The following is a 26662-nucleotide window of genomic DNA, read 5'->3' as shown; positions in this document are numbered from 1 at the left end:
GCACGAGAGTTCTTTACAACGTCAGCTGTCCCCGCTCCTCCTCGGTCAACTGCTGCTTCGCTTGTTCATCCAGCGCGCCGGCGCCCAGCACCTGCACCGGGCTGTTGGGGTTGTAACCCGGTGTCGGTGCGCGGCTGGCGCCGTCGCGGGTCGGGGCCAGTTGTTCGTTGCCGAAGCTCAGTACCTGCACGGTGAACACCGAAGCCTGGTTCTGGCGCGACGCGGCTTGCTGCTGACGGGCGACGTCTTCCGCCGCCTGGGTGGCCGACGACGCAGCGGAACTGGCCGAGGTGATCGCCCCGGTGTTGACCGCCGAGACCACCGGCACGCCGGTCGCCTTGCCCTGCACCGAGATGTTGGCGGCGTTGACCACCGTCAGCGCGGCGATGTTGACGTTGCCCGACACGCGAATCCCCGCCTCGCCCGCATCGATGGTGCCCAGCGGCGCGATCAGGTCGATGTCCCCCGGGGCCACTTCGGCAATCGGGTTGAGCGTGGCAATACCGGCGCCGGTGCTGGGTACCGATGGCGACAGGGTCACGTTGCCCCAGCTGTCGTACACACGTTTCGGCGGGGTGTAGACCACGGTGGTTTTCGAGCCACGACCGGCGTTGATGTCGCCCTCGGCGGACCAGCCGAGGATCGAGCCGCCAAACGTGGTCATGATCCGGCTCTGCCCCAGCAAAATGCTGCCCTGGGAGTAGAGCTGAATGTTGCCCGAACCCTGGGTGATGATCCCCGCCGTGGACGGTGGCGCCGCGCCTTCGATGCCGAACACCTGACCGCCACCCGGCGTGAGCATCTGGATATCGCCACCGAACAGCGTCTTGACCCCGGCACCGCCATAAAGCGTGATGTCGCCGTCGTAGCGGATCGGGTTGCCGGCCACATCGACGGTCGGGAACAGCGAAGCAATGGCGTTGCGACCGCGCAGGTAACTGCCCTTGCGTGGGCCGTCGGCGTCGTTGTATTCCAGACCACCGGCACGCAATTCGGCGAAATACACCTGACGGGCGAAGATCGCTTGTTCGGCACTCGGCAGCGCGGCGAAGAAGGCTTGCGCCTGCTCTGCGTTGCCGCTGAATCCGTAGCCGAGGGTCAACCAGCTCTGCAGCTCGTCGAGGTAAGTCTTGACCACTTTGCCCGGTTGGCCATTGAGGGAGGCGTTCGGATCGGCCATGTTCTGCGGGCTCAGGTAACGGGTGATGAACCGCGAATAATCCGGCCCTTGTGCACCCACACCAGCCTGCAACACCACACTGGCGCCCGGTCGCTGATCACCGGCCACCAACGCGCCGAGGCTGGTGATACTGGCGCGATCCTCCATCAGGATGTTGCGCCCGGCATTGATATCAAGAACGCCAGGGCCCGCGATGTCGAAGCTGCTGTAGAGAATGTCGCGCCCTGCCGATACCCGCGAAACGTCTCGAGGGTCATCGTGCACGAACAGGTTGCCGGTCGAAGTGATGCTCTCTGTCGGCGGTACGCCCATCTCGGCAGCAGACACGGTCGTGGGGTTGCCCAGGACAGTGCCGGACGCCACGACATCGCGCCCCGCCAGCATCCAGACCGGACCTGCCGCTTCGTGCCAGGTGCGTTTCGACAGGCTGAACGTCAGCGTTTCACCGCTGCGAACGCCCACCAGATCGCCGGTCAAGGCATAGAACCGTGCCGGTGCCTGAACGTCACTCAAGCCCGAATAGCTGTTGGCGCCGAACGCGAATAATGGATAGCGCAGGTTCTTGTCCGGCGACACCCCGTCGCCGTTGCGATTGCTCATGATCGGCGTGGCCGACATGTTGTTGCCGTAACCGTTGAAGGCCGGCGCAAATGGCGTGGCGATGGCCAGCGGACTGGCGCCCGACTGATTGATCGCATAGCCGCCGGCGTAGATCGAGTCCTGCGCCAGCAACTCCAGTTGCCCGCTCCTGGAAGGTGCCAGCAGCAGCGAATACTCGGTTGCCGGCACTGTTCCACTGCCCTGGCTGTAGACGGCTGAAGGTCCGGCATAAATCGAACCTTGCGCCGCCACCGCCCGCAGGATCGACGGATACACGAAGCGTCCGTCGGTCGGCGACGTATTGCGACCGGTGACAGGGCCCTGACCCGTCACTTCGCCCAGTTGAGTGCTCGGTGTCAGGTTGCCTCCCGCCGAAAACAGGTCGATGGCTGTGTGATCGGTCCACAACGAGAACCCCGTCAAGCCACCCCCCTCATGCACGACACCGTCGGGTGTAGTGAACGGCGTGGAGTTCTGCAGCCGCACCCGACCCGGGTCCGCCGCCCCGCCCAGCACCAGATCGCCGCGCGTGCTGAGGCTCATCCCCGAATCCCCCGGAATCAGCACCAGCCCGCCGGAAGCGCTGCCCATGGTGGAGGTGAACGGGTCGAACGGGCGCACTTCGCGAGGATCCTGGGTCGAGGCTGCGGCGCCATATTGCAGATTGATCCCGCCCAGCGCGCCGCCGGTCAGTCGCGCGGCTCCGCGCAGGTTGATCAATGCGCCTTGCAGGTCGTGTTGTGCGACACCGATACCGTTTTCTCCGGCCCGGGCCTGCAACGACGGGTTGATCGATCCGCCGATGCGGATGTCCATGTCGCCGCCACCAGTCAATTGCAGGCTGCCGTCGCTGCCCACGCGCCCGGTGCTGCCGACCGCCACGACCAGCCCCTGCCCGCGCGGATAAAGGTTGGCCTTGTTACCGTCGCCCATCGCCTTGAGCATGCCGGCATCGGCCCCGGCACGCAGGCTGATATTGCCGCCGCCCAAGGTGCCGAAACCGGTGAATCCGACCAGGTACGGCCCCGTATCAACACTCTGATCCGGCAACGGTTGCGTCGCGTAGCTGCCAAAGTTGATCCACCACGCCGTCGGCACATCACTGTTGCCGGTGCCCTGACGCCAGAGCCAGTTGCCCACGGCCACGCTCGGCACCTGCTCACGGGTGTCCACGGTTTGCGACAAACCGCGACGCCCCAGCACATCCCCCGAAATCGAACCGCCGGCATTGATGGTCAGGTTGCCGCCCATTTGCGGGTACCAGGCCTGATACAGGCTGTCGCTGCCACTGACCCATTTTTCGTAGGCGCCGCCGGCACTGCCCAGTACCGAGCCGTTATCCGACAGCCGTCCGCGAGGCTGATTGAAGCGCGGATCGATGTCTTGCGACTGAGTGCCGGCGGTATACACGCCGTACGGCGAATCCATGCTCAGATCGCCGGCGGCGAGCACGTCCAGATCGCCGGTGCCGGTCCGCAGCACACTGAACATCTGTGTGTGGGTCTTGACCGTGGTACCCGGTTTGTTTTCCACGCACAGTTCCGGGAATGCACCACACCAGGCCAGCACGTCATCGTCGCTCATCGGCGAGCCAGGCGGCATGCCCATCCAGTTGTCCGGCGCCCAGACCCACCGCGGGGCCGGCACACAGGAGTTCGGCGCCCAGTCGCACCACATCATTTGATCCTCGGGGACAGGGTCGCCCGGCGTGAAGCCGCCCAGGTTGCCCTCGCCCCAGACCAGGGTCGGTGGTTTTTCGGTGACAGTCAGGCCGTAATGGGTGTCGGCCAGGCGCAGGTGGCCATCGCTGGACAGCGGTTTGATCGCCCGGCTGTCAGCGGCGCCCAGATCGGCCCCCGCCACCACGCGCATCGACCACGACGCGCTGCCGGCCGGCAACAGGCTGGCGACCGCCCAATTGCGCCCCTGAGTCGTGCCGGTCAATGGCCGCAACTCGATGAACGCCGTGCCGTCCGCCAGCACGACATGGGTCATCGACGGAATCAGCGAGCCGCGCAACAGGGCCAGCGAGCCGCTCAGGCGCACGCCCTTGATCCCGTTGTCGCCGGCCTCGACGCTGCCCGGCAGCGGCACGCCCTTGGGCCAGCGCAGGGCCTGCAGCGCCGTTGCGTCATTCAAGCGGATACCCGCTCCCAGCCGACTGCCCGCAGGCAAGGTCACGCTGTCGGCGAGCAGCGTGCCAGCGGCATACAGCACGTTGCCCGCAGCATCGCGAACCGAGCCGGCGAGCACCGTGCCGGCGCCGAAGGTGTAAGGCGCCGCCAGCGTCGCCTCGGTCGGTAACAGTGTGCCGCTGGCCAGCGTCGTCGCTTGCAACGGCAGGTCGTAGTTCAATGTCGCGCCCACCGGGAACACCGTGCCGTCCGCGAGTGTGACGCCCGCCCCCGGCACGATCAGATCGCCGCCGAACGGCTGAATCCCCGGCAGCAATTTCCAGCCGGCATCGTCCACGGTCTCCGGCGGCGGTGCGAAACCGTCGTTGAGGCTGCCGTGGATATCGAGGTTGCCGCCCGCGCGAATCACCAGGTTACCCGCCTCGCCCGAACCGTAGACCGAAGTCTTCTGCGTGTGCGGGTTCAGACTGGCATAGCGGTAACCTGACAAGTCCACATCACCCTGCACCACCAGATCACCGTCGGCGGTTTTGCTGGCGATCTCGACCCCAGGCCGCAGATGGAAGGCGTCGGCATAAGAGGCGTTGTTCAGGCCGGCCAGTTTGTTATTCAGCAGGTTGCTGTTGGCCAGCGCCGCGTCGATGAACGCCGTGCTGTCACCGTGAATGCGATCGAGGTACGCCTGATCGATCACCTGATACGGACGTCCGCTGGCCGCCGCATCCGTGCCGTCGCTGGCATCGGTGTAGCGTCGTGTGGCGTTCAGAGCAATCGAGCGCGCTCCCTGAATGCTCAGGGCACCGCCGGCATCGATGGCAATGTCACCCGTCCCCAGACGTGGGGCGTTCAGCTCGAGCGTGCCGCGCAGCAATCCGTCGGACTGCCCCGGCAGAGTGCCGCGAACGGCCTCGGTGCCATGGCGCAAATCGATGCGCGCACCGCTGCCGAGCGTCAGCAGGCCTTGTCCGGCGTTGAGTTCGACCATCGCCCGGTTCGGGGCGTCGATGATCTTGCCGTAGCTGTCGACTCGCAGCACGCGACCATGGGCGTCAAGCACCGCATTGCCCGCGACGGTCAGGCCGTTTTGCGCCGACAGGCGAATACTGCCGACCCGTTCGCCGCTGGCATCGATCAGGCCAGCCACCGTCAGCCGTCCATTGTCCACCGACACATTGACCTCGCCCGCCTTGAGCCCGTCGCCGATCAACAGATCGCCTTGCTTGAGCTGCAAGCTGCGGCTGCCGAAGACCTGCCCCGCGTTCAAGCGCTGATTGAGGGCCGCGAACTGCTGGCTCGGATCGCCATTGAGGTGCTGCGCACGGATATCCACGCCACCGGCCTTGTAGGGCACCCGCGTGCCGCCGGCATCGTAGTCGCCGCTGCTGGCACCGAGGATATCGCCTTGCAGATCGACCATGCCGGCATCGGTGGCCAGCGCAACGGCACTCAGGGTACCGGCCTGATGGTTCTGCGCCGACAGATCGATTCGCGAACCCGCCGCCTGGCGGATATTGCCGTGGCTGCTGTACAGCGCCACATCACCGCCCCAGCTGTACTTGTTCACATCGTTGAACGGCAAGGTGCGACCGGCCATGTCCAGATACGCGCCACTGGCGAGGGTCAGATCGTCCTCGGACTTGACCACCAGTTTGCCGCTGGCCAGGGCGATGTGACTGTCGAGCAAGACATTGCGCGCATCGAGGGTCAATTCGGCTCCCAGCGCATTGGCGGCCGCCGCTGTACCGGCCCCCGTCAGAGTCAGGTTATTACCGACCTTGAGCAGGTTGACCGAGCCCGCCTCTCCCGTCAGCAACGGCGTGCGCAGTGTGAGATTGCCGCCGCTGTAGGCATAGCCGTTGACCGGATCGAAAGCGCCCTGCGTCTGGTACACCGCCAGGCTGCCCTTGTGGTTGGCGGTGATGCGATCGCTGGCAGAGAGGTTGACGTCGGCAAAACCCAACACCAGACGTTTGTTCTGGTCCAGACCACTGGCCTGCGGATGGGCGCCGTAGCCGAACTCGATGCGTTGCGCCTGAATATCAAGCGAGCCGCGACCGGTGCCGGCGCCGCCCGTAATCACCGCGCCGGGATCCTGAGTCGCACCGTTCCAGATCAGATTGGCGGTGCGAATGGACGCGACGTCACCGCTTTCACCCAGGCCGTAAATGGCCGGGGTGCTGAGGATCAGGTTTTGCAGCTTGCTGATACCGGTCTGCGGATCCAGCGTATCGAGGCTGACACTGCCGTAGAAATTGAACGCATCGCGGCTGGTCAGGCTCAGGGTTTCCAGCGCCGGCGCGCCGAACTGGGTATCGCCCCGCAACAGGCGATTCAAGACATTCTGGTTCAGGGTCAGACCGCTCGGCACCCGGTTGCCGGCGGCGCTCAAGGCCTCGGCACTGCCGGCATTGACCGAGCCGACGGCCAGCGTCAGATGACGGGTGCCGAAGCGTACCGCTTCGTCGAGTTCGAATTGCTTGTCGGTGGCAGCGGTAATGCTGCCGTTGGAATAGAGCAGCGTCGGGTTGCTGCACGTTGTCGTCGGGCACCGGCCAATCAGAATATTGCCCGCGCCGGATGTTCTGACCGACGCGTCGGGCGCCAGCACATTGGTCCAGCCGTTCGACACCACCAGCAGACCTGCCGCACCCGGTTTGTAGATGAAGCCGGTGCTGGAATCATAAGGCGCATCGCCACGCCCCAGCGTGTTGATGCCCGAGCCGGCTTCGAGGGTGATTCCGCCATCGGTCCGGGTGGTGCGCAGCAGCACTTCGGGGGCCGACAATACGGCGCCGTCACGCAAGGTGATCGTGGACGTATCACCGCTGAACGCGATGATGTTGCCCGAGGTGTTGTAATCGATCGTCGGCTGCGCGCCGAGGGTCAAGCGGCCGGCGCCGAGCGAATTGAGGCTGTCGGCATACAGCGACACACCCGCAAATCCTTCAGTGCTCGAATGCCCCGCGCCGAGAATTTCGAAGTTCGCCGCGCCCTGCACCACCGCCGTCCCGACGACGCCGCCCGTGGCTGGCTGGAACAGCGCCTGACCGTTGAAATCCAGCGCGTTACCCGGTGCGGCACCCTGGGACAGATTCAGTCGCAGCGATTTGCCGTCCATTGGCGCCAGGGCCCGAGGCACGCCCCGGCGCAGCGCATCGCTCTGGATGAACTGACTGAAAGAGGTCTCGTTGTACTGCGAATAACGGCGCAGCACATCGGCGGATGTCAGGATGACCTGACTTGCCAGGCTGTCACGCAGGCCGGTATTGGCAATCGACATCCGCCCCGAACTGGTCCATGAACCATTGCGCAGTGGCAGCGCAGCGTGGGTTGCGCCCGCTGCCGCCTGGCCGTTGACCTCGACCCGGAAGGCTCCCGGCAACAGCGCAAAGGTCGAGGGCAGCAGCGTATAGGTGCCCGCCGCCAGCCCCGGCACGCCGGCCCCGACGGTGATCTGCTGGCCGATACGCGGATCGACCGCCCCCGCCTCGGCGAGCATCGGCGCATAAGCACTCTGATTCCCCGGCACGATGGCATACACCGGGTTGCTGGCCAGGCCCGGCAGGCTGAAGGTGCCGTCACTGGCATTGCGCACCAGCGGGTTGTAGCGGGCATCGGTGGAACCGCCCCGCCCGGATACGAAACCGGCACCGCGCAGATCACCGCCACCCGACAGGTCGATCAACGCCCCACCTTGCACATCGACGGACTGCGAGGTGAGCGTCACGCCGGCGGTTTCGGCGGTAATCCCTCGAAGCAGCACGGACTTGCCGTTGTAGCGATAGTCGATGCCGTCGGTGGTGCCGCCATAAGGCATGACCAACCCGGCGGCGCTGGCCGACGTGAGGCTGCCTGGCAACAGATGCAGTGTCCGGGTGTTGAGAACCAGGTTGTCACCCAGGTTGATCATGCCCAGTGGCGCACGGATCACCCCGCCCTGCTCGATATGGGCAGCGGCCAGTGTCAGGCTGCCGAAGACCGAGTAAGGCAACGCGCCAGGCGCCGCGCCGGAGCTGGCGATGCGCAAGGTTCGCTCAGGATTGGCGTCGCGCTGGACACTTTGATAACCCACCCGCACCTCGGCCACGACATCGCTTGCAGGGTAGATCTGCGCGGCACGCAGGTTCAGGTCGCCCGGCGTCCAGAGTTCGGTTTTCTCGACGTTGCCGGTGGGTGCCAGAAAGCGCAGATCGCCTCGGCTGTCGAGCGTGACCTGGTCAAATCCACGCCGCCCGACCTCCCGCGCCGGGCCGCTCAGTTGCACGATCGACCCGGCCGTGCCGAACGACAGACTGTTGCCCAGATCCAGCAGATCCGCCGTGGCGGTGAACTGTGCCGGCGCCACTTCGGTGGTCGGATTGTTCATCACCCGTGGCCGGATATTGCCGGGGGCCTCGAAATACTTGCCCGTACCCGACAGGTGCACGTAAGGCGCAGACAGGTTGATCCGCGCGCTGCCTTGCAAGCCGTCAGCCAGCGACAGGGCCCCGGCATACAGGCTCAGGCTTTGATTCATGTGCAGATCGACGTTGCCGTCGAACGACAGCAGACCGTTGCTCAGCACTCTCAGGTTGTCGAACCCGCCGGACATCAACTGATCGGCGCCCAGACGGGCACGTCCGTATTGCAGCGCTGGGGCGGCTTCGCCCGCTTGCAGGCTCGCCGGCAACAGCGACGGGCCTGCGTTCTGGCCGATGACGATTTCCCGCGGCACGCGAACCTCGTTACTGGCATCGCTGCGCAGATAACTCGGCGTCTCCAGGGCAATGTCCAGTCGCCCGCCCGCCGCCCCGGCACCACCGGCCGCAGCCCGCAGGTCGCCTTCGATGAACAGGCCGTTGTAGGAACTCAGCGAGATTCGCCCGCCATCCGTGGCCACCCGCGTCGGCCCCTGCCCGGCGATGTCCAGCATCGCCTGTGCGCCGGAGGCCTCCAGTCGCGCACCGTTTCGCACGATCACATAAGCGTCGGCCGACGTGGCCGTGGCTTTCTTCGCATCGATTTCACCGCCGATGATGATCGAGCCGCCCTTGCCGACCTGGCCATACACCCTTCCCAGCGCATCGATGCCGGTGGCCACACGACCGGCCACATCCAGCACCGCGTGCTCGCCGATCCAGATCGAACGGTTGTGGGTTTGCCTGTCTGCCGTTTGCGAGGAATCGGCAACATTGATCGAGCCGAACGGCTGCTGACGGATATCGATCGTGCCGCCCCACGCATTCAACTCACCATCGACCGTGAGCTGACCGGCGCTGCGCAGATCGATGCGCTGCCCCGGATCGACACTGATCCGCGAGTCCTGGCCAAGGGTCAGGGCGTTGCGGGTCGGATCGACCAGCGCGACCTCGCTGGAACCGGCCTGCAACGCCAGGCTGGCGCCGCCACGCTGGGTCAGTTGCGCTTTGAGCGGGTTTTCCTGATAGAGCGTGGGCGTCCACAATTCCAGCGCCTGCCGGGGTGCGGTGCCACTGACCTGATTGGCTGCCGCGTCACCAAAACGGTACACCGGCATCAAGACGTCAATGAGGGTGTTGTCCGCAACGTCAAGATGATTGAGGCCGATGAGGCTGTAAGCCGAGAACCCCTTGTCGAACAGCTGCGGTTGCAGTTGCAACGTGTTGTCGGCGAGGGGTTTATCGGTCTGGCCAATGAGGATGTCGCCCGCCTGAATCAGCAGTCGGCCACCGCCGGTCACACCGTAACCCCGCAGTTGGCCGTCCAGGGTCAGGTGGCTGTCACCCGGCGCGGACAAGGCGCTGGCCTCCAGTGTCACGTCACCGCCCTTGCCACCGCGAGTCTTGCCGTTGGCCAGAATCGCACCGCCGGAAGACACGTCCAGCAGACTGCCGGCACCGATCTCGATATCGCCGCTGCTGCGAATCGACACCCCGCCACCGTCCAGGTACGCCAGGCTCGCGGCATCATCCGGATTGGTGCGCAGGTTGCTCCACAGGCCACGAGTGTCCAGTTGTGTCCCTTCAGCCACGCTCACACGAGTGGCCTTGTCGGTCGGCGCGACGAGCCGGGTGTCGGTCAGGCGATCGGTGTTGAGCTGATTGAGCACGTTGCCCAGGTGCAGGCTGCCGCCACGCGCGGTCAGGTCGGCGTTGACCTGCACGTCCGGCCCGTAAAGGGTGATGTCGCCGCCATGGTCGACGGTGACGGCACCTTGCACGTCGATCCGTTCCCGGGCCGCCACTTTCAGTGCGCCCAGTTGCCAGTCGCTGAGTTGGCCGGCATCGAGGTACAGCTTGCCGCTGCGAGAATCAGACACGGCACCGGTCAGATCCCGATCATTGCCGGCGAGCAGACGTTCGCCGCCGATCTGCACCTGATCGAGCAACGGGTTAAGCCCATACAGCAAGCCACCGGAAGCCGCCACGTACGCCGGGTCGTAACTGCCGACAATCAACTGCCCACGCCGCGCCAGTGCCGTCTGACTCTGCGCATAGCCATCGAGCACCGCACGCGGTGCCTGGGTCTGGCGCTCGCCCTGATACACCTCGCCAAGCATTTGCCCTTCGAGCACAGCGTTGCGGGTGCCAATCACCAGTTGCCCGGCATCGCGTCCCACGGTGTAGCCCGATTCCCGACGACTGGACGGCGCAATCAACGGGTTGTAGTAATAACTCGTCTGGCCCCAGCGTTCACTGCTGTCTTCATAGCCCTTGTACAGCCCGGTGTAGAGCAGATCGCCCGGTGCTTTGGAGACCTCATACAGGCGCCCGTCGGCCCCACGCAGCCAGCTCTGGCGAATCTCGCCGCTTTGTACATCCAGCGTGCCGCCGGACAGGTTGATCAGCGAGCCCTTCTCGGTCACCACGTCATTGCCGGCAAAACTGACCATGCCGCCCTGAGCCATCCACTCGCCGATGCTGTGGCCCTGGGTGCCGAGATAGCCGCCGACCTCCAGCAGACCGCCCGCCGTGTACCAGCGATCCGTGGCATAACCGTTGGTGCCGGCCGGGACGTAGACCAGTTCGCGCACATCGACCCAGATGTCATTGCTGTTGAGCGCCCCTTTTTCGCGATTGACCGAAGCATCGCGCTGCTCGTTGCCCTGGACGTTGATCTTGATGTTGTTGGATTCCATCGCGACTTTCACGCCGATGGCACCGGAGACATCGATCAACGCGCCGTCTCGCACCAGGCTGCGCCGCTGCGCCGCCACCGCCACTTGCCCGCCAGTGGCCAGGGTGATCGAGCCGTTCTGGAACTCGACGCTGCCGCCGCTCTGGATGTCGATGCGCGACTGATCGCTGCGAATCCGGTTGTTCGGTGTAACGCCGCTCAGAGCGGCCTGATGCTGACTGTCGAGGGCGGTCAGGTCGCTGCTGTCGAGCAGGATCGCCGTCGTGCTGCCCTGCTCCAGCGTCACGCTGCCCTGAGCGTCGGTCGCCGGGTTGAGCAAATGGATCGTGCCGCGGGTCGCGACCGACGTGCTGGCCAGCAGCACACCGCTTTGCACGACCTCATGGCCGGTCAGGGTGATGTCGCCGGTCGCGGCCTGAATCAGGCCACTGTTGCTGACCTTGCCGGCAGCACTGCCGGCCTTGAAGCCCGGCGTGACTTCGTTGCCGAACGTCGTGGAGAAGCCGTTGCCTTCAGTGCCCGCGCCTTTGCGAATGTAAAAGCGATCCCCCGCGCCGAGCACGGTCTGGCCCCTGGCGGTGTTGATACTGCCGTCGTTCTGCACTTCGTTGCCGAGCAGCAAGGCATAGCCACCGGCATCGGTCGATTTGGCCGGCCGCGCGGTCTCGATGGACGCACCGCGCTCCACCAGCACTTTGCCGGCCGCCTCGGTGAACGTCGGTTGGCTGCCGGTGCTGTCGAAATACAGGCCGCGGTCGCGGAACTGAATGTCAGTGATGTTGGCCGCCGCCGCCACCAGGTTGCGCACGTTGACCTGACTGGTGCCGCTGAACACGATGCCGTTGCGGTTGATCAGCATGACCGTGCCGTCACCTTTGATCTGGCCCTGAATCTGGCTGGCCCGCGCATTCGGATCGTTGACCCGGTTGAGCACCGCCCAGTTCGACTGCTGGGCGAAGTCGACCGTGGTGTTGCGCCCGACGTTGAAGGTCTCCCAGTTGAGGATCGCCTTGTCGGCGGTCTGCTCGATCTTCACCGTGGTCTTGCCGTCGGCCTGAGTCTGCTGCGGGCCTTTGGCGTTCTGCCAACCCTGCGTGAGGCTGTTATCGACCTTCAGACCGCCCTCGCCCAGACCGTCAGGTACAAACTGCACCGTGCCCAATGCCGCCGCCCGACCGGCCGCCTGCGCGGCCTGTTGCGCCGCAATCGCAGCTACGGTGTTGTTCAGGGTCTGAATCGAGCGCTGCAACTGCTGGTTGGCCTTCTGCTGCTGCGCCAGCGGTGGCGTCATCCCCGGCAATCCGCCCACGCTCGGCCGTGCGGCGGCCGCCTGTTGCGCCGCGCCCTTGGCGGCAAACCATCCCGAACTGAATGCGGTCGCCGCCTCGGCACTGCCCGCCACCAGGCACAAGGCAACCGCCTGCGCCAGGGGCTTGAGCAACCACAGCGCCGGATCGGCGGCCATGCGCTGCTGAGGCTGAACACGGGTACTGCGACGGGATGGGCGAGCGAGCATCACTACGAGATCCTTTTTGTTTGCCACACGAGGCCGCAGGTCGGCTTGCCCCTGCTGTTACGACATAGGCGGTTGGCGAGGGCCGCGACCGAACGGATGTCACACAAACTTCATGAATGAGGAGTAGATCGGCCAAAAAAAATGGCAGCAGCCCGAAGGCCGCTGCCATTTCATTGCCGTGAAGCGAGGCTTACAAAGGACGGCCGACAGCGTTGCAGACGCTGGCGTTGTTGATGTCCAGGTTGTTGCCCGAGGTGTTGGTGACGAAGTTGGCCGTCACAGCCGCTTTCCAGTTGGTTGGAACCGGAGTGAAGCTGTGAGCGATGGTGGCAGCGTTGTTGCCCGGGTTGCTGTAGTGAGTGGTCAGGAAGGCTTTGACATCAGCGGCCACGGTGGCGTCCTTGTAGCACTGGCCGAAGATGAAGTTGGTGTAAGCCACGATCGGGTAACCGCTGGCTGGGTTAGGAACGACCGGTACCCACTGCGCAGGGTTCGAAGGGGTGGTTGGCAGAGCAGCCGAACCCAGGGCCAGCGAAACGTTGGCGGTGGTGGGCTGTACGCCGTTGACGCGAGCAACCACGGCGTTGCTGGCAGCATTCACACCGTCCGGACCGACGTAACCGATGGAGCCGTCAACAGCGTTGACCTGAGTGGCCACGTCAGCAGTCCCGGCAACACCTACCCAGTTCGAAGGCAGGGTCGAACCGGCTGGCAGACGCGCATTGGTGAAGGTGGAGCTGGTGGCGAACTTGGTCGGGCAGATCGCGTTCAAGTGACGGGTCAGGATTTCCGAAGTACCGCTGGAAACGTTGCGATAAACCACACGGATCGGCGTGGTGTCGGAAGTGCCCAGCAGATCGCCCCAAGTGGTTTTGGCGCCGGAGAAGGCATCGCACAGCTGAGCGCTGGTCAGGTTCAGAGCAGTCTGACCGGATTTCTTGTACGGAATGGCAACCGAAGTGGCCACCGAAGGCAGCTGGATCAGCGGGCCGTACGAAGCGCCGAAGTTGGTGTTGTAGGTGCTGATTTCCGAAGCGCTGAGGATCGAGTCGCTACCGGCGAAGTGAACCGAACCGGTGGTGCTGAACAGTGCCGAGTTGTTGGTCAGGAAAGCGGTCTTGCCGGTGCCGCTACCGGTACCCAGGTAGCTGAAGTTGGCTGGCAGGATGCTGTTGCTAGAGCCTTTGTACAGAGCGGCAGGCAGAGTCGCGCCACCACCGGTTACGTTGGCGGCCATGGCCTGGGCGGAAGCCAGGGCAGCGACGGTCAGGGAAGCTGCGATCAGAGTGCGCTTGAACATGAAGAATCTCCTTTTCAACGTTGGGTGTGAACACAGGTTTTCAGGGGTCTTGCATGACACTGGGAAGACTCACCGCCGACCTTCGCAAGCGGGGTCCGTGGTTAAGTCGCACTGAGAAATTCGCAGTTTCCGGTGACAGATAAAGGAAAAAACCTCGGGAGGTGCAGGCTGATTTTCGAGGGATTTTCTCGGGTGTTTCTTGAGTTGTGCGGAGTGTCTGCGGCGGGCTTTTCGGGGGAATCGGCCACAGCCCTTGAAGGGCCGTTGCAGATGACAGAAAGGAGAACCCGAGGATGCCGGATTTCGCGCTCGGGTGAGATCTGACGCTGGTAAAAAAAGTTGAGAAAACTACTGCACCAACTGGTTGATCTCGATGATCGGCAACAGCACGGCCATCACGATCACCAACACCACCCCGCCCATCACCACAATCATCAGCGGCTCCAGCAACGCAGTCATGCCCATCGCCCGGCGCTCGATATCGCGGGACAGGGTTTGCGCTGCGCGTTCGAGCATCGGTGGCAGCGCACCGGTTTTCTCGCCGCTGGCGATCAGGTGGATCAGCACCGGCGGAAACACGTTCTCCACTTTCAACGCGGCCGCCAGGTTGACGCCCTCGCGCACCTTGGCAGTGGCTTCATTGACGCTCAGGCTCAAGCGATCATTCGACAAGGTCTGCCGCGCCGCCTCCAATGCGCGCAACAACGGCACCCCGGCGCCGCCGAGAATCGCCAGCGTCGAGGCGAACCGTGCGGTGTTCAGCCCCAGCACAAAGCGCCCGATCAGCGGCAACTTCAGCACCCGATGATGCCAATTCAAACGCGCCGCCGGGTTGCGCAGATACAGGCGCCAGCTCCAGAACGCACCGGCCATGACGCCCGCGCACAACCAGCCCCACGCCCGGATGAAATCACTGGCATTGAGCATCGCCAGCGTCAGCCCCGGCAGATCCTGCCGCGCCTGGGAAAACGCGCTGACCACCTGCGGCACCACGTAGCTCAGCAGGAAAATCACGATGCCGATCGACACCAGCCCGACCACACCCGGATAAATGAACGCGGTGAGAATCTTGCCGCGCAGGTTGTTGCGTTCCTCGATGTAATCCGCCAACCGCTCCATCACCTGCGCCAGATCCCCGGACTCCTCGCCCGCCGCGATCAGCGCCCGGTAGATTTCCGGAAAATCCCGTGGCCGCGCCGCCAGCGCTTCGGCCAGGCGCATGCCGCTGCGCACGTCGGCGCGCACGGCGCTAAGGGTGTGGGCGATGTGTTTTTTCTCGGCCTGTTCGACCGTGGCGCTCAACGCGGCCTCGAGTGGCAGACTGGCACCGAGCAGACTCGCCAGTTGCCGGGTGGCCCACGCCAGATCGTTATCCGAGAGTTTGGCGCTGAACAGGCCACCGCCACCGTGCTGGGAGACGTTGCTTTCCTTCTCCACCGACAGCGCCGTCAAGCCGCGCCCGCGCAGCACGCCAAACGCCGCGCCCTGGCTGTCCGCCTCCAGGTGCCCCGATTCGATCTTGCCGCTGGCATCGGCGGCTTCAAAACGATAGCGATTCATCAGGCGTCCCGTGTCACACGAAGGATTTCTTCCGGCGCCGTGGCACCGCTGCGAATCCAGCGCTCGCCGTCCTCGCGCAGGCTGAACATCCCGGCCTTGCTCGCCGCCGCACGCAACGCCTGTTCCCCTGCCCCTTGATGAATCAGGGTGCGGATGTCGTCGTCGATGCAGAACAACTCATGAATGCCGGTCCGGCCGCTGTAACCGGTGTGATTGCACGCCGCACAACCGACCGGGCGCCAGGTGCCGGGGGTCGCCGGGTCTTCCTGTTTGCACTGATTGCACAGCCGCCGCACCAAGCGCTGGGCCAACACCCCGAGCATTGACGAGGCCAGCAGAAACGGCTCGACGCCCATGTCGATCAAGCGGTTGACCGCCGACACCGCATCGTTGGTGTGCAGGGTCGCGAGCACCAGGTGACCGGTCAGCGACGCCTGCACCGCGATCTGCGCGGTTTCGAGGTCGCGGATCTCGCCGATCATGATGATGTCCGGGTCCTGGCGCAGAATCGCCCGCAAGGCCAGGGCAAACGTCATGTCGATCTTGGCGTTGACCTGAATCTGGCTGATGCCCGGCAGGTCGTACTCCACCGGGTCTTCCACGGTGAGGATGTTGCTGGTGCTCGCATCCAGCCGCGCCAGTGCCGCATACAAACTCGTGGTTTTGCCACTGCCGGTCGGGCCGGTGACCAGCACAATGCCGTGGGGCTGGCGGATCAGGTGATCGAGTTTGGCCAGCACCTGCGCGTCCATGCCCAGGGTTTCCAAATGCAGGCGCCCGGCCTGCTTGTCCAGCAAACGCATCACCACTCGCTCGCCGTGGCCGGTGGGCACGGTGGACACACGAATGTCGATCGGCCGCCCCGCCACGCGCAGCGCAATCCGGCCGTCCTGCGGCAGGCGTTTCTCGGCGATATCGAGCTGGGCCATGATCTTGATCCGCGACACCAGCGCACCGTGCAACGCCTTGCGCGGCGAGACCACGTCGCGCAGCGTGCCGTCGACCCGGTAGCGCACCACCGAATGGGTTTCGAACGGTTCGATGTGGATGTCGCTGGCCTCGTCCCGCGCCGCCTGGGTGAGCAAGGCGTTGATCATACGGATCACCGGCGCGCCGTCCTGGGTGTCGAGCAGGTCGGTGATTTCCGGCATGTCCTGCATCAGGCGGTCGAGGTCGACTTCGTTTTCCGCCGCACCGACCACCGCCGCCGCACTGCCGGTGTCGGCGTAGGCACTGGCCAGCAGGCCGTCGAGTTCGTCATCACGCACTCGCTCAAGCTTCGCCGCGCCGAACTGCCGCCGCACTTCGCTGATCGACCAGCCCGGCGTCGAGGGGCACACCGTCAGCACGCCATTGCGCAGCAAAATCCGCTGCGCCTTGGCCCAGGCGTATGGCAATGCGCTCATTGCAGCGGCACCGCTTTGATGGTCGCGCGCGGGCCGGACACCGGTGCCGGCACGCCTTGGGCGGTGGCCGGCAATTGCGGCGCCTGCATGTCCGGCATCGCCCAGCTGCGCTCCGGTTGCAGCCCCCCCTGGGCGCGGCGCATGAAGTCGTAGCGGTTGAGCGTAATGCTGCGCCCCGCCGCGCTGTCGCGGATGATGTACGGGCGCAGAAACACCATCAGGTTGGTCTTGGTGATCGAGCGGCGTTCGTTGCGAAACAGCGCGCCGATCCCCGGAATGCTCGACAGCCACGGCACCGCGTCATTGCTCTGGCTGTAGCCGTCCTGCAGCAGACCGCCGAGCACCATGATCTGCCCGTCGTCGAGCAGGATGCTGGTGTCGAGTGCGCGTTTGCTGGTGACGATCCCCGCCGAGTTGGCCGCCGCCGAAGCGCGTTCGTCGATGCTGCTGACTTCCTGATAGATATCAAGCTTGACCGTGCCGCCCTCGGAAATCTGCGGCCGCACGTTGAGCTTCAAACCGACCTCTTCGCGGGTCACGGTCTGGAACGGGTTGTTGCTGGTGCCCCCGCCGCCGGTGACATAGCTGCCGCTGACAAACGGGATGGTCTGGCCGACAAAAATGCTCGCCGCTTCGTTGTCCAGGGTCAGCAGGTTCGGCGTCGACAGCACGTTGGTGCCGCCCTTGCTCTTCAGCGCTCGGGCCAGCACCTTCAGGTCGAGAATCTTGCCGATGCCGGGGATGTCGACGGTGCCGTTTACATAGCCGAGGTTCAGGCCTTGGGGCAGCACATCGAGGCTGGTCTTGCCGTTGAGGTTGATCCCCGAACCACCGAGGTTGGCCCCGCCGATCACGCCTTTGCCGCCGAGGTTGCCGGTCTGCCATTGCACGCCGAATTCGCTGGCGTCGTCCTCGCCGACTTCGACGATCAGGCTTTCGATCACCACTTGGGCGCGGCGCTGGTCGAGCAGGTCGATGACTTCGCGCAGGTTGCGGTACAGCGGTTCCGGCGCGGAGATCAGCAAGGTGTTGGTGGTCGCATCCGCCTGAATGGTCACGCCGCCGGCGCTGAACGCGACGTTCTGTTCGCTGCTTTGCGCAGTGCTGCCGGTGGCGCTGCTGCCCTGAGCGTAACTGCCGCTGGTGCTGCCGCTGTTGGTGGTCGAGGTGCTGCCGTTGGTTTGCGTACCGCTCTGGCCGTTCTGCCCGCCGCCCGAGTTGGTCGAACTGCCCATGTTGCTGAGCACCGAACGCGCATTGTCGCTGGTGCCGCTGTCGCTCTCGCCGGTCAACAGTCCGCGCAGCGCTTGCGCCAGTTTGCCGGCCTGAGCGTTGCGCAGATACACCACATGCAGGTTGCTCGGGTTGCTCTGGGCGTTGTCGAGTTTGTAGATCAGGTTGCGCGCCAGCTCCGTACGCTCGGGGCTGCCGGCGCGGATGATGATGGTGTTGGAGCGCGGGTCGCCGATCACTGCGATTTTCTGGGTTGGGTCGTTGCCCGGTGCGTCGAGCAGGTCGGCGACCATCGGTGCTATGTCGGCGGCAATGCCGTTCTGGATCTGCACCACATCGGTGTCGATGGCGCTCGGGGTGTCGATGCCCTGAATCAGTTGCGCGACCCGCGTCAGGTTTTCGGCGTAGTCGGTGACAACGATGGTGTTGTTGCCCGGATAGGCGTTGATCGGGTTGTTCGGCGACACGATCGGGCGCAGCACCGGGATCAGGTTCACCGCGTTCTCGTATTGCAGGCGGAACGTACGGGTGAGCATGCCGTTGCCAGCCGGTTTGTCGGCGCTGTAAATCGGCCCGCCGAGCAACTTGGCGTCGGCCTCCGGCACCACCTGCGCCACACCACCGACGTCCACCACGCTGAAACCCTGCATGCGCAACGCCGCCAGCAGCATGTCGTAGGCCTGATGCGCCGGCACCTGGCCTTCGGAGACCAGCGTCAGGTTGCCCTTGACCCGTGGATCGACCAGAAACTGCTGACCGGTGGAGCGCGACAACGCCCGCACCACCGCTTGAATATCCGCATCGACAAAATTCAGCGTCACCGGCTGATCGCCCAACGGATTGGCCGGCAACGTCGTGCCCCGCGCCGAACCGCCACTGCGGGCGCGTTCGGTGATGTTGTGCAATTGCTTCGGCGCAGGTTTTACCTGAGCCTGCGCACGCTCGCGGTCGAGCACCGCGTCGCCACTGCGCTGGGTGTTGGCCAGCGGCCGGCCGAGTTCGCTGTCCACCAGCAGCGGCGGTTGATTCGGTGGCGTGGTGTGGCTGCACGCGCTCAATGCCATCAACAGCATCGGCAACGCCATGCGTTTGGATCCTGACCCCTTCATGAAGCTTCCTTAGCGCCCAGCGCCTGATCCATGCGTACGGTGCCCGACAGAGTGCCGGCGGTGTCATCGGTCGCGGCGTCGTCTGCGCGTTGCAGACGGGCCTCGACCACTTGCAGTGAAAAATTCCGCGGTTGGCTCAGCAGCCAGTCGAGCACGGCGTCGGCCGGTGCCGCGTCGAAGGTCAGCTGCCAGCCGGCGGACGCGGCCGCCAATTGGTAATGGCCGCCCAGTCCGCTGGCCTGCAACGTCTGTTGCAGCGACTGCTCCAGGTTCTGCCCGTCGGGGCGCACGCTGACGTCGCGCAACAGCACTTCTAGCGCTTCGGCCTGGGCGCGCAGTTTCGGGGTTTCGACTTGCGAGGCGGCGATCTTCTTCAGCGGCGGCTCAATCAACGCCACCCACACAAAAAGCCCCAACAACAGCGCCGCCATGCCGCCGACCATGCGTTTTTCCCGCTGCGCCAACGGCTGCCAACGGGCCTGCAACTGAGCATTGAAGCGCTGCCAACCGGCGCGGTATTTCGCAAGCGAGGGGCTATTCATCTTCGGCTCCGCTGCTGTCGTCGTTGCCGGTGGCGGCGGTCGCCTCACCGGCCGGGCGCAAGACCCAGCCGTCGTCATTCGGGCTGATGCTGATACCGGCCTGAGCCAGCGCGCCTTGCCAATCCTTGTCGTTGCCCGAACGCCGGGCCTCGGGCAGCAGACTCAGCTGCAACGCACCGTCGACAAACTCCAGCCGCTGCACCGTGCCCGCCATGGACGGCATGCCACTGCCGGCCTGCGACACCAGCCGCGTGAAATCCTGCCCCGGCGCATCCACCGCGCCTTGCTGACGCGCCGCGATTTGCTGACGGGCCTGTTGCAACGGATTGAGGATCACCGGCAATTCGGGGAACGCTTGCTTCACCCGCTGCGCCATCTGCGCCTTGAGTTGCTGGCCCTGCCCGGCCTCGCGAGCGGCGTACAGATTCAAACCAATCACCCACACCGCCAGTGCCAGCGCACAGCAACCGAGCGCCCTGCCCCAGCCGCGATGTTCGCGGCCCGGTTGCTGGAGGCCACCGTGAAGGCCCCAGTTTGGCAACGGGCCTACGCAACGCTGCGTGTCAGCCAATTTTGATTGCACCGATTCGGGGGCGCCGTCACCGATCCAGTGTGTCGGCAGACCGGTTTCCAGCAGCCAGGCTTCGTCGATCATCGGCTGCACCTGCGCCGCATTCGGGCCGTGGCGCAGCAACAGATGCTCGTCATGCAGGCAGCCGACGCCGCCCGCCATCACCGGCAAGCTGTAGGCCGCCGGGTACAGGCCTTTGAGGTGCAAACCGAACTGCCCGAGGTGCTGCAAATCCTTGCGGGCTACCCAGGCAATCTGCACCTGGCCGCTTTCATTACGAGCGCTGTGGGCGATGTGCATCTCGGCGCTGTCACCGAGCATCAAGGCCTGCGCCGCACATTGCACCGCCGCAGCAGTTTTGTTCGCCGGCAGCGGCGGCAAATCAATGCTCGCCAACAGGCTGTCCGACGGGTGCAGAAAGCACACCAGCGGTTGCTTCGGCAGTGCGCCGAGCCGCACACGTTCCTGGCGAGTGACCTGCCCCTGACGATCCAGCCACGCACAATCCACTTCAATGTCGAGACCCAGCTCCGCCAGCGGCGGCAAACTCACACGCAACGCGCTCATACGCCCACCCGCGACCAGATCACTTGCGGCAACCGATCCTGACTGCGATGCAGCAACGCATCGAGGCTCACCCGTCGCTGATCCCGCCGCGCCTGCCCGCGCAGCCGGAACCAGTCGCTGGTGATGCCGACCTTGACGCTGGTGATCTCCAATTGCGGCAGGCGCAGGCGATTGACGAAATCCCCGCGATTGATGAACCAGCGCCCGGCATCGCGCTCATTGATCAACGCCTGCGCCCGCTCCAGCGACAGCCCCGGCACATAAGCCGCCAGCACCGGCGCGGTGGCCGTGTTGCCATTGAGCCAGGTGGTCGCCGGAATCACCGTCAGGTACGGCGCCAGTTTCGCCAACAGCGCATCGTTGACCCCGTCGACACTGCGCAAATCGTCCAGCGTGCGCAGCATCGGCAAGGTCGGCGATTGCGGTTTGCGCGACGCGGACGGCGACGTGGCGCGCCCACTGTCGAACGTGTTTTTCGCCACAGGCTTGTCCACCACTTGGGCATTCAACAGGTGCGGATAAGAGCCGATCACCCGCTGACTGATGCGCCGGCTCAAGCCGCTGCTCACTCCAATCAACTCGCACAAACGCTCGAACGCCTGCACCTGCGCATCATCGATCCGCTCGTTGGCCACCAGATTGCGCAGGTTGAACTTGCCCTGCTCGTCCTCCAGCCGCCCCTCGAAACCCTGGGTGTTCAACCGCTGTGCCCACGGTTGATCGAGTCGGGTCAGCGGATCGCGCTGACGGGCGTCCCATAACAATTGCCGGCTGATCTCCAACCCGCCGTGCAACAGCCAACGGCCCTGCACCCGTAGTTGTTCGGCTTCCAGCGCCCGGGTCGCAACGCTTTGGCGGGTCAGCATGCCGGCGGCGATCACCGCGACCACCGCCGCAATCAGCAGCGCACTGATGATCGCCATCCCCTGCTGGTTCGATTGGCTGTTCATGAGCGGCCTTACAACTGCCAGGAACCGATGTCGGCATTCACGCCATCGCCGTCAGGCTGGCCGTCGGCGCCGAGGGAAAAGATGTCGATTTCGCCGTTGGCACCGGGATTGAGGTACTGATATGGACGACCCCACGGGTCATTCGGCAGGCGCTCCAGGTACGAGCGCCAGTTGGTATTCTTCGCATCGGCCGGCCGCTCCACCAGCACTTTCAGGCCCTGACTCTGGCTCGGGTAAGTGCCGTGATCGAGGCGATACAGCTTCAGCGCCTGCATCAACCCGCCAATGTCCTGCTTCGCCGCCGTGGCCCGCGCCTGATCCGGCCGGTCGAGCACCTTGGGCACCACCATCGCCGCCAGAATCCCGAGAATCACCACGACCACCATGATCTCGATCAGCGTAAAACCCTGCTGCCCACGGGGCATCCGGCTCGGTCGATTGGGCTGTTTGAATTGCGCGATATCCATCTCGTCATTCCCTGGCTTGATTCGATTCGACGCGCAGTGTTGCAAGAAGATATGTCAGGGATGTTGAAAATCCTCGGGTGTTTTCGTCGTCAAGCCGTCAAGCACGGGCGTTAGCGTCAAGGGCCGCCCGACCGCCCGAGCCCCCGATGCGCACCCCCTCCCCGCAAGCCGGATTTACCCTGATTGAAGTGCTCGTCGCGCTGGCGATCATCGCCGTGGCCATGTCCGCCGCTGTGCGCGTGGCGGGGTTGATGACGCAGAGCAGCGGGGTTTTGCGGGATCGATCGATTGCGATGATTGCGGCGCAGAGCCGGATGGCGGAATTGAGGCTGGAAGGGCGATTGCCGATGGGGGTCAAGGCAGTGGAGTGTGATCAGGGGCGGTTGTTGTTGCGGTGTGAGCAGGTGATTGGGGGGGTGGAGAATGGACGGTTGCTCAAGGTCGGTGTGCAAGTCTTCGATCGCAACCAGGAAGCGCCGCCGCTGGCTCGGCTGGAGACGTTGCTTAGCCGCCCCGAGAATCCCTAGCCCTTCCAAAGCGTAGGACCGCTCGTATGTAAGCGAATCGACCGTGAGACATTTCCGACACCCGCCTGAAAATCTTCACCAGCTCGCCCGAACTGCGTTGAACCCATAGTCAACTTGAACGCCTGCCTCCAACCCCATAATCGACTCGGTCGCTCAGGTCGATGACAACTCCAGACACCTCCGTCGCCCACCTCTCGCTCCGGGAGAGGGTTGGGATGAGGGGCCGAATTTTTCCTGACCAACCACAGCGAATCATTGGGGCCAAACAAAGTAAACAAAGCAACCAAAGGAGGCGGTTTTATTTTCTGAGAAAGGCTTAATGATTAATTGAGGGATGGACAATGCCGTGCCAACGCGTGACTTGCATAACTTCTTAGATATTACGGCTCCATATCATCACTATACTTTCTCGGAGCGCGCCTTTTTCTAGGCGTTGTTTTCGGAGTGTACTCAAGGTCATTTACATCAACTTTTATTCCTGAGAGCTTACTATCTGCAACACCATCGATAAAGCTTTCCCTCCTATCTCCGTGTTCACAGGATAATATTTGCTCTAAAAAATAATCATCAAAATCTATACTATCCCTCTCCCACAATCCAGTTTGAGGATCGCCAATTTTAACTGTTGGCATCGCACCGCTGACAACTGGGGCTTCGAGCACAATATAACTATTAGTAATATGCGCCATTTTACGGCATTGCGCAGCCAATCGATTTTTTTCGGTTTTAGATAGCGTATCTACCATTCCATTCTTTGCTTGGGAAATAATGGCCTTTCTAATCGGGTGCGCTACTCCCTTGCTCTGAAAGACAATTGCGAAATCAGCCCCAAATTTACTCTCTGCAGAGCCCGCACCACGATCCGCCACAATTGTTGGCGTAAATCGTATGACGCCGTGATCCGCGCCAATATCCAGCTTCCCTTCAAGCCTTGCAATAAAAGCATCAACATATGCACTTTCTTGCGAGTAACGCCGCCTATCCAAACTTTCGCAAGCGCCTCGAAAGTACTCTTTTACCTTAACTCTTATCTTTTCTTCGTACACACTTAACAGCCTCGTACAAAACCCATTCCACGGGCACGCCATTACATAACTGCTTGAGTCTCAATAGATCGGATATGGATTCATTTTCACTTTTCAGAAAGCGGAACGATCCTTTTTTGTTGGCGGTTATGCTCTCGAACGCAGTGATCTTGTCCAGCGCGCCAGCCACTTTTCTGGCCTATATGTAAAAAATGCCCACCCAGGCCCTTCTCCAATGCAAGCAAGATAGACATACATATTTCCAAACGGAGTATCTAAAATTTTCTTTAAATCCGAAATGTCATTATTTAGCAAATCAATCGCTTCGTTACACCTATCGATCCTTCGAGAAAACGCCATTACTCTATATTCGAGAGTAGATACAAATTGCTCGCACCGCTGCAAATCGCCATTATCTAACTTATTCGTATAGCAGCTACCAAATTCAGCACAATCTTTAAGTACTTTACTTCTAATTTCGCTGCGCTTTATGATCGAGACAAGAGCCTGAGCCGCTAAAAGCTCTTTTTTAGAAAACTCTAGCTGAAGCGTTTGGTACTCAAGATCCTCTTTATAGGGAATTATTAGTTCTTCTGCGAGCTCCATGGCACTTTGAGCTTCAGTGCGATTTATATTTGGCACCAACATGACATATCCTTATATATAAAAATCCACAAAATAAATTCAGCTCGATCCTTTATTATAAAATAGAAGACCTGCTCCCTTTTAAAACCAACTCCGGTAAGGATTATTCACGCACACAACTTCAACAATCCCTACGCACAAACTGTTTTCAATCGCCTCGCATGCTCCTCAAGCTTACGAACCAAGTCAACAACTCCAAGTTCCCGATTAAGAAAAACCTTACGAAATGACGTTCCCTGATGTTTACCAAAGCGACTATCAAATACTTTGAGATATTCCCGTAACTGTTCTCCCTCGGCCTCGGACTTTGCTTGGGCAACGTCGAGCACCAAAGCAACATCGTATTTCGTTTTCGTGCCGTCCGAGTACCTCACATGGAGATAAACCGGCCAATACTGCTCCCTGACAAACTGTTCCCAACCTGGAGGACATACGGCCAGCCAAGCACGGGCATGGTCGATAGATTTCCTGGTAAATCCAGGCACCTTGGCCAATAACATTTCTCTAATGGATGCCATGCCCTGAGTGTCGCGAAGTAACGCAAACGCCGCTTTATTCTGCAGCATGAAAATCATATGCGTTGAGCTACCGTCTTGTAACCAGCACTTCTCAAGACGTCCTGTGTTGGCTTCAAGCATGTGCCTGACAGCAGGACCATGCAATTGATGCAACTCTGCAGCCAAAGTGATCGCGCGCTGGTTTGCAGGACTTTCCCACTCGGTTTGTCTGTTGCAGTAACTCACTACTAACCTCGCCGCAGCGTTACCGCGTTCCATGTGCAGTACCGCACGGTCGGCCGATGCTTTTAGCCAGTCGTACCCCAAATGCAGCCAATAGCCATTCGAGGGGCATTCCGACCAGTCCCCGGATACAAAATCTCGATCCAAGGCAATATGGACACTACTGTAGTCTTTCAGATGAGCATTGCTGGCTACTACCTCTTGCCAGTTGGTCCGATATCCATCCAACTGTTGCTGACTATGTGCAGTGCCAGCTTTGTTCTCGATCAGCAACACGAATTTGTTGTCCGGATCGATCACAAACAAATCAACTCGCTCAGCGGCCTTCAGCCCTAACTCACGGGCTGTAAAAACACTACCGAAGCTGGTCGTTCGAATTCTGGAGGGAGGCCATTCGGCAAAAAAGCGGGACGTGGTACTTCTTCCGTCCAAGCCACATTCAGCCACGGCTTGAGTTGCACTGATCAGGAGGTCTCTCACTATCTGATCGCCTTGCCCATGCCCCTCTCGCGGGTCGAATAGCCAGGCAAGGAAATCCGAGTGCTGATTTTCACTGAGGTTGATGACGTCAAGGATGTCATCGCCGATTTTCAGAACTTCACAAAGCTCGGACAGTTTCGGGGAGCAGAGGAACTCCTCTACAGCTTCTTCCGTTGCATCCATGCAGTAACCCTCACTTCAAAGAGAATGGGATGACGGTAGATTGGGCCCGTCATTCAAATGTGTTGTCGAGCAGCGGTAAATGCCCAAAAAATGAACAGTCAACTTCTCGCTGCAGCCTAAGACGATGGCAAAATGATGCCAACTCTCATCACCAACGGCAATAGCCATGAACCATGATGGGAATGAAGGCAAGAACAACCACTATCCCCCCCCACCGTACGCCGATGATCTGAAGTTTTTAGCGAGCTACAAATCAGCTGGAGGAACTGCTAAATGAACACCCCGATCCTCCTGCTGCTCGCAATGTATTGCGCGGGTACAAGCTTTGCGTTTGCCGGCGGCTCGCAAGCGACAAACGACAAGCACGGGCCAGCAGGCATCGCCGTCGATGAGCCTTTGGTGTCGGCCAGATCCAAGTTGATCGAACAAGGATGGAAGCCAACCCGGATGCACACCAGCGATGGCTATGAATACAGTGGTGTAGAGCGCGAGCTGGCCGCACGCAATTTCCTGGAACTCGATACCTGCTCTTTTGATAGCTCGCGCTGCATCCTGTTCTATTCAAAGAAAGGCGCCTGCTTGCGCGTTGACACCATGGGTGAACAGCTCAAAGACATGACGGTTACGCGATGGACCGATGAATGCCCTGATGCGCCGTCAGAGCCACGTAGCGGCAATGCGGGTTAAGCAACAAAAAGGGGACCTGTCTAGTCCTGAAATAGGTTTACACCTGTTTCACCCCAACGCCCGATGCATCGCATCGGGCGTTTTGTATTTCAACGACAGATGCGGACGCTCACGGTTGTAGATCAAGACCGACTCACTCACCAT

At 62.3% G+C, this 26662-nt stretch carries 14 protein-coding genes; 2 read left to right on the top strand and 12 right to left on the bottom strand.

Going from position 1 to position 26662, the window contains the following annotated elements; genetic code table 11:
- Positions 1–13: 13 nt before the first annotated feature.
- From L6D81_RS10515 to gspG, 9 genes are all read right to left on the bottom strand, one after another.
- Positions 14–12526: a filamentous haemagglutinin family protein gene (locus L6D81_RS10515; protein ID WP_236178996.1), complete on the bottom strand. Its 12513-nt coding sequence runs from the start codon at positions 12524–12526 to the stop codon at positions 14–16.
- A gap of 190 nt (positions 12527–12716) precedes the next feature.
- Entirely contained in the window at positions 12717–13826 is a 1110-nt protein-coding gene (locus L6D81_RS10510; protein ID WP_236178995.1) for a substrate-binding domain-containing protein, read from the bottom strand.
- A gap of 348 nt (positions 13827–14174) precedes the next feature.
- On the bottom strand, positions 14175–15386 hold the full coding sequence (gspF, locus tag L6D81_RS10505; RefSeq protein WP_236178994.1) for a type II secretion system inner membrane protein GspF: 1212 nt from the start codon (positions 15384–15386) through the stop codon (positions 14175–14177).
- Positions 15386–16792, bottom strand: a complete 1407-nt coding sequence (gene gspE / locus L6D81_RS10500) for a type II secretion system ATPase GspE (RefSeq protein WP_236178993.1) — start codon at positions 16790–16792, stop codon at positions 15386–15388. Before gspE ends, gspF begins: the two co-directional genes overlap by 1 nt.
- Positions 16789–19134 (bottom strand): type II secretion system secretin GspD, encoded by a 2346-nt coding sequence (gene gspD / locus L6D81_RS10495; protein WP_236178992.1) that lies wholly within the window; start codon positions 19132–19134, stop codon positions 16789–16791. The genes gspE and gspD overlap by 4 nt, the downstream gene beginning before the upstream one ends.
- Positions 19131–19676 carry a type II secretion system protein GspM gene (gene gspM, locus L6D81_RS10490; RefSeq protein ID WP_236178991.1) on the bottom strand — a complete coding sequence of 182 codons (546 nt, stop codon included), beginning with the start codon at positions 19674–19676 and terminating at the stop codon, positions 19131–19133. Before gspM ends, gspD begins: the two co-directional genes overlap by 4 nt.
- A complete protein-coding gene (gene gspL, locus L6D81_RS10485) occupies positions 19669–20814 on the bottom strand; it encodes a type II secretion system protein GspL (RefSeq protein WP_236178990.1) in 1146 nt (381 codons plus the stop codon). The genes gspM and gspL overlap by 8 nt, the downstream gene beginning before the upstream one ends.
- Complete coding sequence (gspK, locus tag L6D81_RS10480) at positions 20811–21764, bottom strand: type II secretion system minor pseudopilin GspK (protein ID WP_236178989.1); 954 nt, start codon at positions 21762–21764, stop codon at positions 20811–20813. The genes gspL and gspK overlap by 4 nt, the downstream gene beginning before the upstream one ends.
- An 8-nt stretch (positions 21765–21772) precedes the next feature.
- Positions 21773–22231 (bottom strand): type II secretion system major pseudopilin GspG, encoded by a 459-nt coding sequence (gene gspG / locus L6D81_RS10475; protein ID WP_007959380.1) that lies wholly within the window; start codon positions 22229–22231, stop codon positions 21773–21775.
- A gap of 146 nt (positions 22232–22377) precedes the next feature.
- Between gspG and gspI the strand changes: the two genes are divergently transcribed.
- The gene (gspI, locus tag L6D81_RS10470) at positions 22378–22758 is read left to right on the top strand and encodes a type II secretion system minor pseudopilin GspI (RefSeq protein ID WP_236178988.1); all 381 of its coding nucleotides are present in this window, start codon (positions 22378–22380) and stop codon (positions 22756–22758) included.
- Positions 22759–23138: 380 nt separating this feature from the next.
- Here the strand turns inward: gspI and L6D81_RS10465 are convergent, their stop codons facing one another.
- The 3 genes from L6D81_RS10465 to L6D81_RS10455 all read right to left on the bottom strand — a co-directional run bounded on the left by L6D81_RS10465 (position 23139) and on the right by L6D81_RS10455 (position 25831).
- Entirely contained in the window at positions 23139–23804 is a 666-nt protein-coding gene (locus L6D81_RS10465; RefSeq protein ID WP_236178987.1) for a hypothetical protein, read from the bottom strand.
- 126 nt (positions 23805–23930) lie between these two features.
- On the bottom strand, positions 23931–24431 hold the full coding sequence (locus L6D81_RS10460) for a hypothetical protein (RefSeq protein WP_236178986.1): 501 nt from the start codon (positions 24429–24431) through the stop codon (positions 23931–23933).
- Between the two features lie 128 nt (positions 24432–24559).
- Positions 24560–25831: a PDDEXK-like family protein gene (locus tag L6D81_RS10455; RefSeq protein ID WP_236178985.1), complete on the bottom strand. Its 1272-nt coding sequence runs from the start codon at positions 25829–25831 to the stop codon at positions 24560–24562.
- Between the two features lie 273 nt (positions 25832–26104).
- On the opposite strand from L6D81_RS10455, the gene L6D81_RS10450 reads away from it, so the two are divergent.
- Positions 26105–26518, top strand: coding sequence for a hypothetical protein (locus L6D81_RS10450; RefSeq protein WP_236178984.1), 414 nt, complete (start codon positions 26105–26107; stop codon positions 26516–26518).
- The last annotated feature ends 144 nt before the right edge of the window (positions 26519–26662 follow it).

The sequence above is a fragment of the Pseudomonas sputi genome, from assembly GCF_021603585.1.
In the GTDB taxonomy this organism is placed as follows: Bacteria; Pseudomonadota; Gammaproteobacteria; order Pseudomonadales; family Pseudomonadaceae; genus Aquipseudomonas; species Aquipseudomonas sputi.
Note: the sequence above shows the minus strand (reverse complement) of the source record. Positions and strands in the feature narration are given on the sequence as shown.

Bases quoted from the DNA above. Each gene is read 5' to 3' on its own strand.
- L6D81_RS10515 (WP_236178996.1), bottom strand. From the start codon at position 12,526: ATGCTCGCTCGCCCATCCCGTCGCAGTACCCGTGTTCAGCCTCAGCAG.
- L6D81_RS10510 (WP_236178995.1), bottom strand. From the start codon at position 13,826: ATGTTCAAGCGCACTCTGATCGCAGCTTCCCTGACCGTCGCTGCCCTG.
- gspF (WP_236178994.1), bottom strand. From the start codon at position 15,386: ATGAATCGCTATCGTTTTGAAGCCGCCGATGCCAGCGGCAAGATCGAA.
- gspE (WP_236178993.1), bottom strand. From the start codon at position 16,792: ATGAGCGCATTGCCATACGCCTGGGCCAAGGCGCAGCGGATTTTGCTG.
- gspD (WP_236178992.1), bottom strand. From the start codon at position 19,134: ATGAAGGGGTCAGGATCCAAACGCATGGCGTTGCCGATGCTGTTGATG.
- gspM (WP_236178991.1), bottom strand. From the start codon at position 19,676: ATGAATAGCCCCTCGCTTGCGAAATACCGCGCCGGTTGGCAGCGCTTC.
- gspL (WP_236178990.1), bottom strand. From the start codon at position 20,814: ATGAGCGCGTTGCGTGTGAGTTTGCCGCCGCTGGCGGAGCTGGGTCTC.
- gspK (WP_236178989.1), bottom strand. From the start codon at position 21,764: ATGAACAGCCAATCGAACCAGCAGGGGATGGCGATCATCAGTGCGCTG.
- gspG (WP_007959380.1), bottom strand. From the start codon at position 22,231: ATGGATATCGCGCAATTCAAACAGCCCAATCGACCGAGCCGGATGCCC.
- gspI (WP_236178988.1), top strand. From the start codon at position 22,378: ATGCGCACCCCCTCCCCGCAAGCCGGATTTACCCTGATTGAAGTGCTC.
- L6D81_RS10460 (WP_236178986.1), bottom strand. From the start codon at position 24,431: ATGTTGGTGCCAAATATAAATCGCACTGAAGCTCAAAGTGCCATGGAG.
- L6D81_RS10455 (WP_236178985.1), bottom strand. From the start codon at position 25,831: ATGGATGCAACGGAAGAAGCTGTAGAGGAGTTCCTCTGCTCCCCGAAA.
- L6D81_RS10450 (WP_236178984.1), top strand. From the start codon at position 26,105: ATGAACACCCCGATCCTCCTGCTGCTCGCAATGTATTGCGCGGGTACA.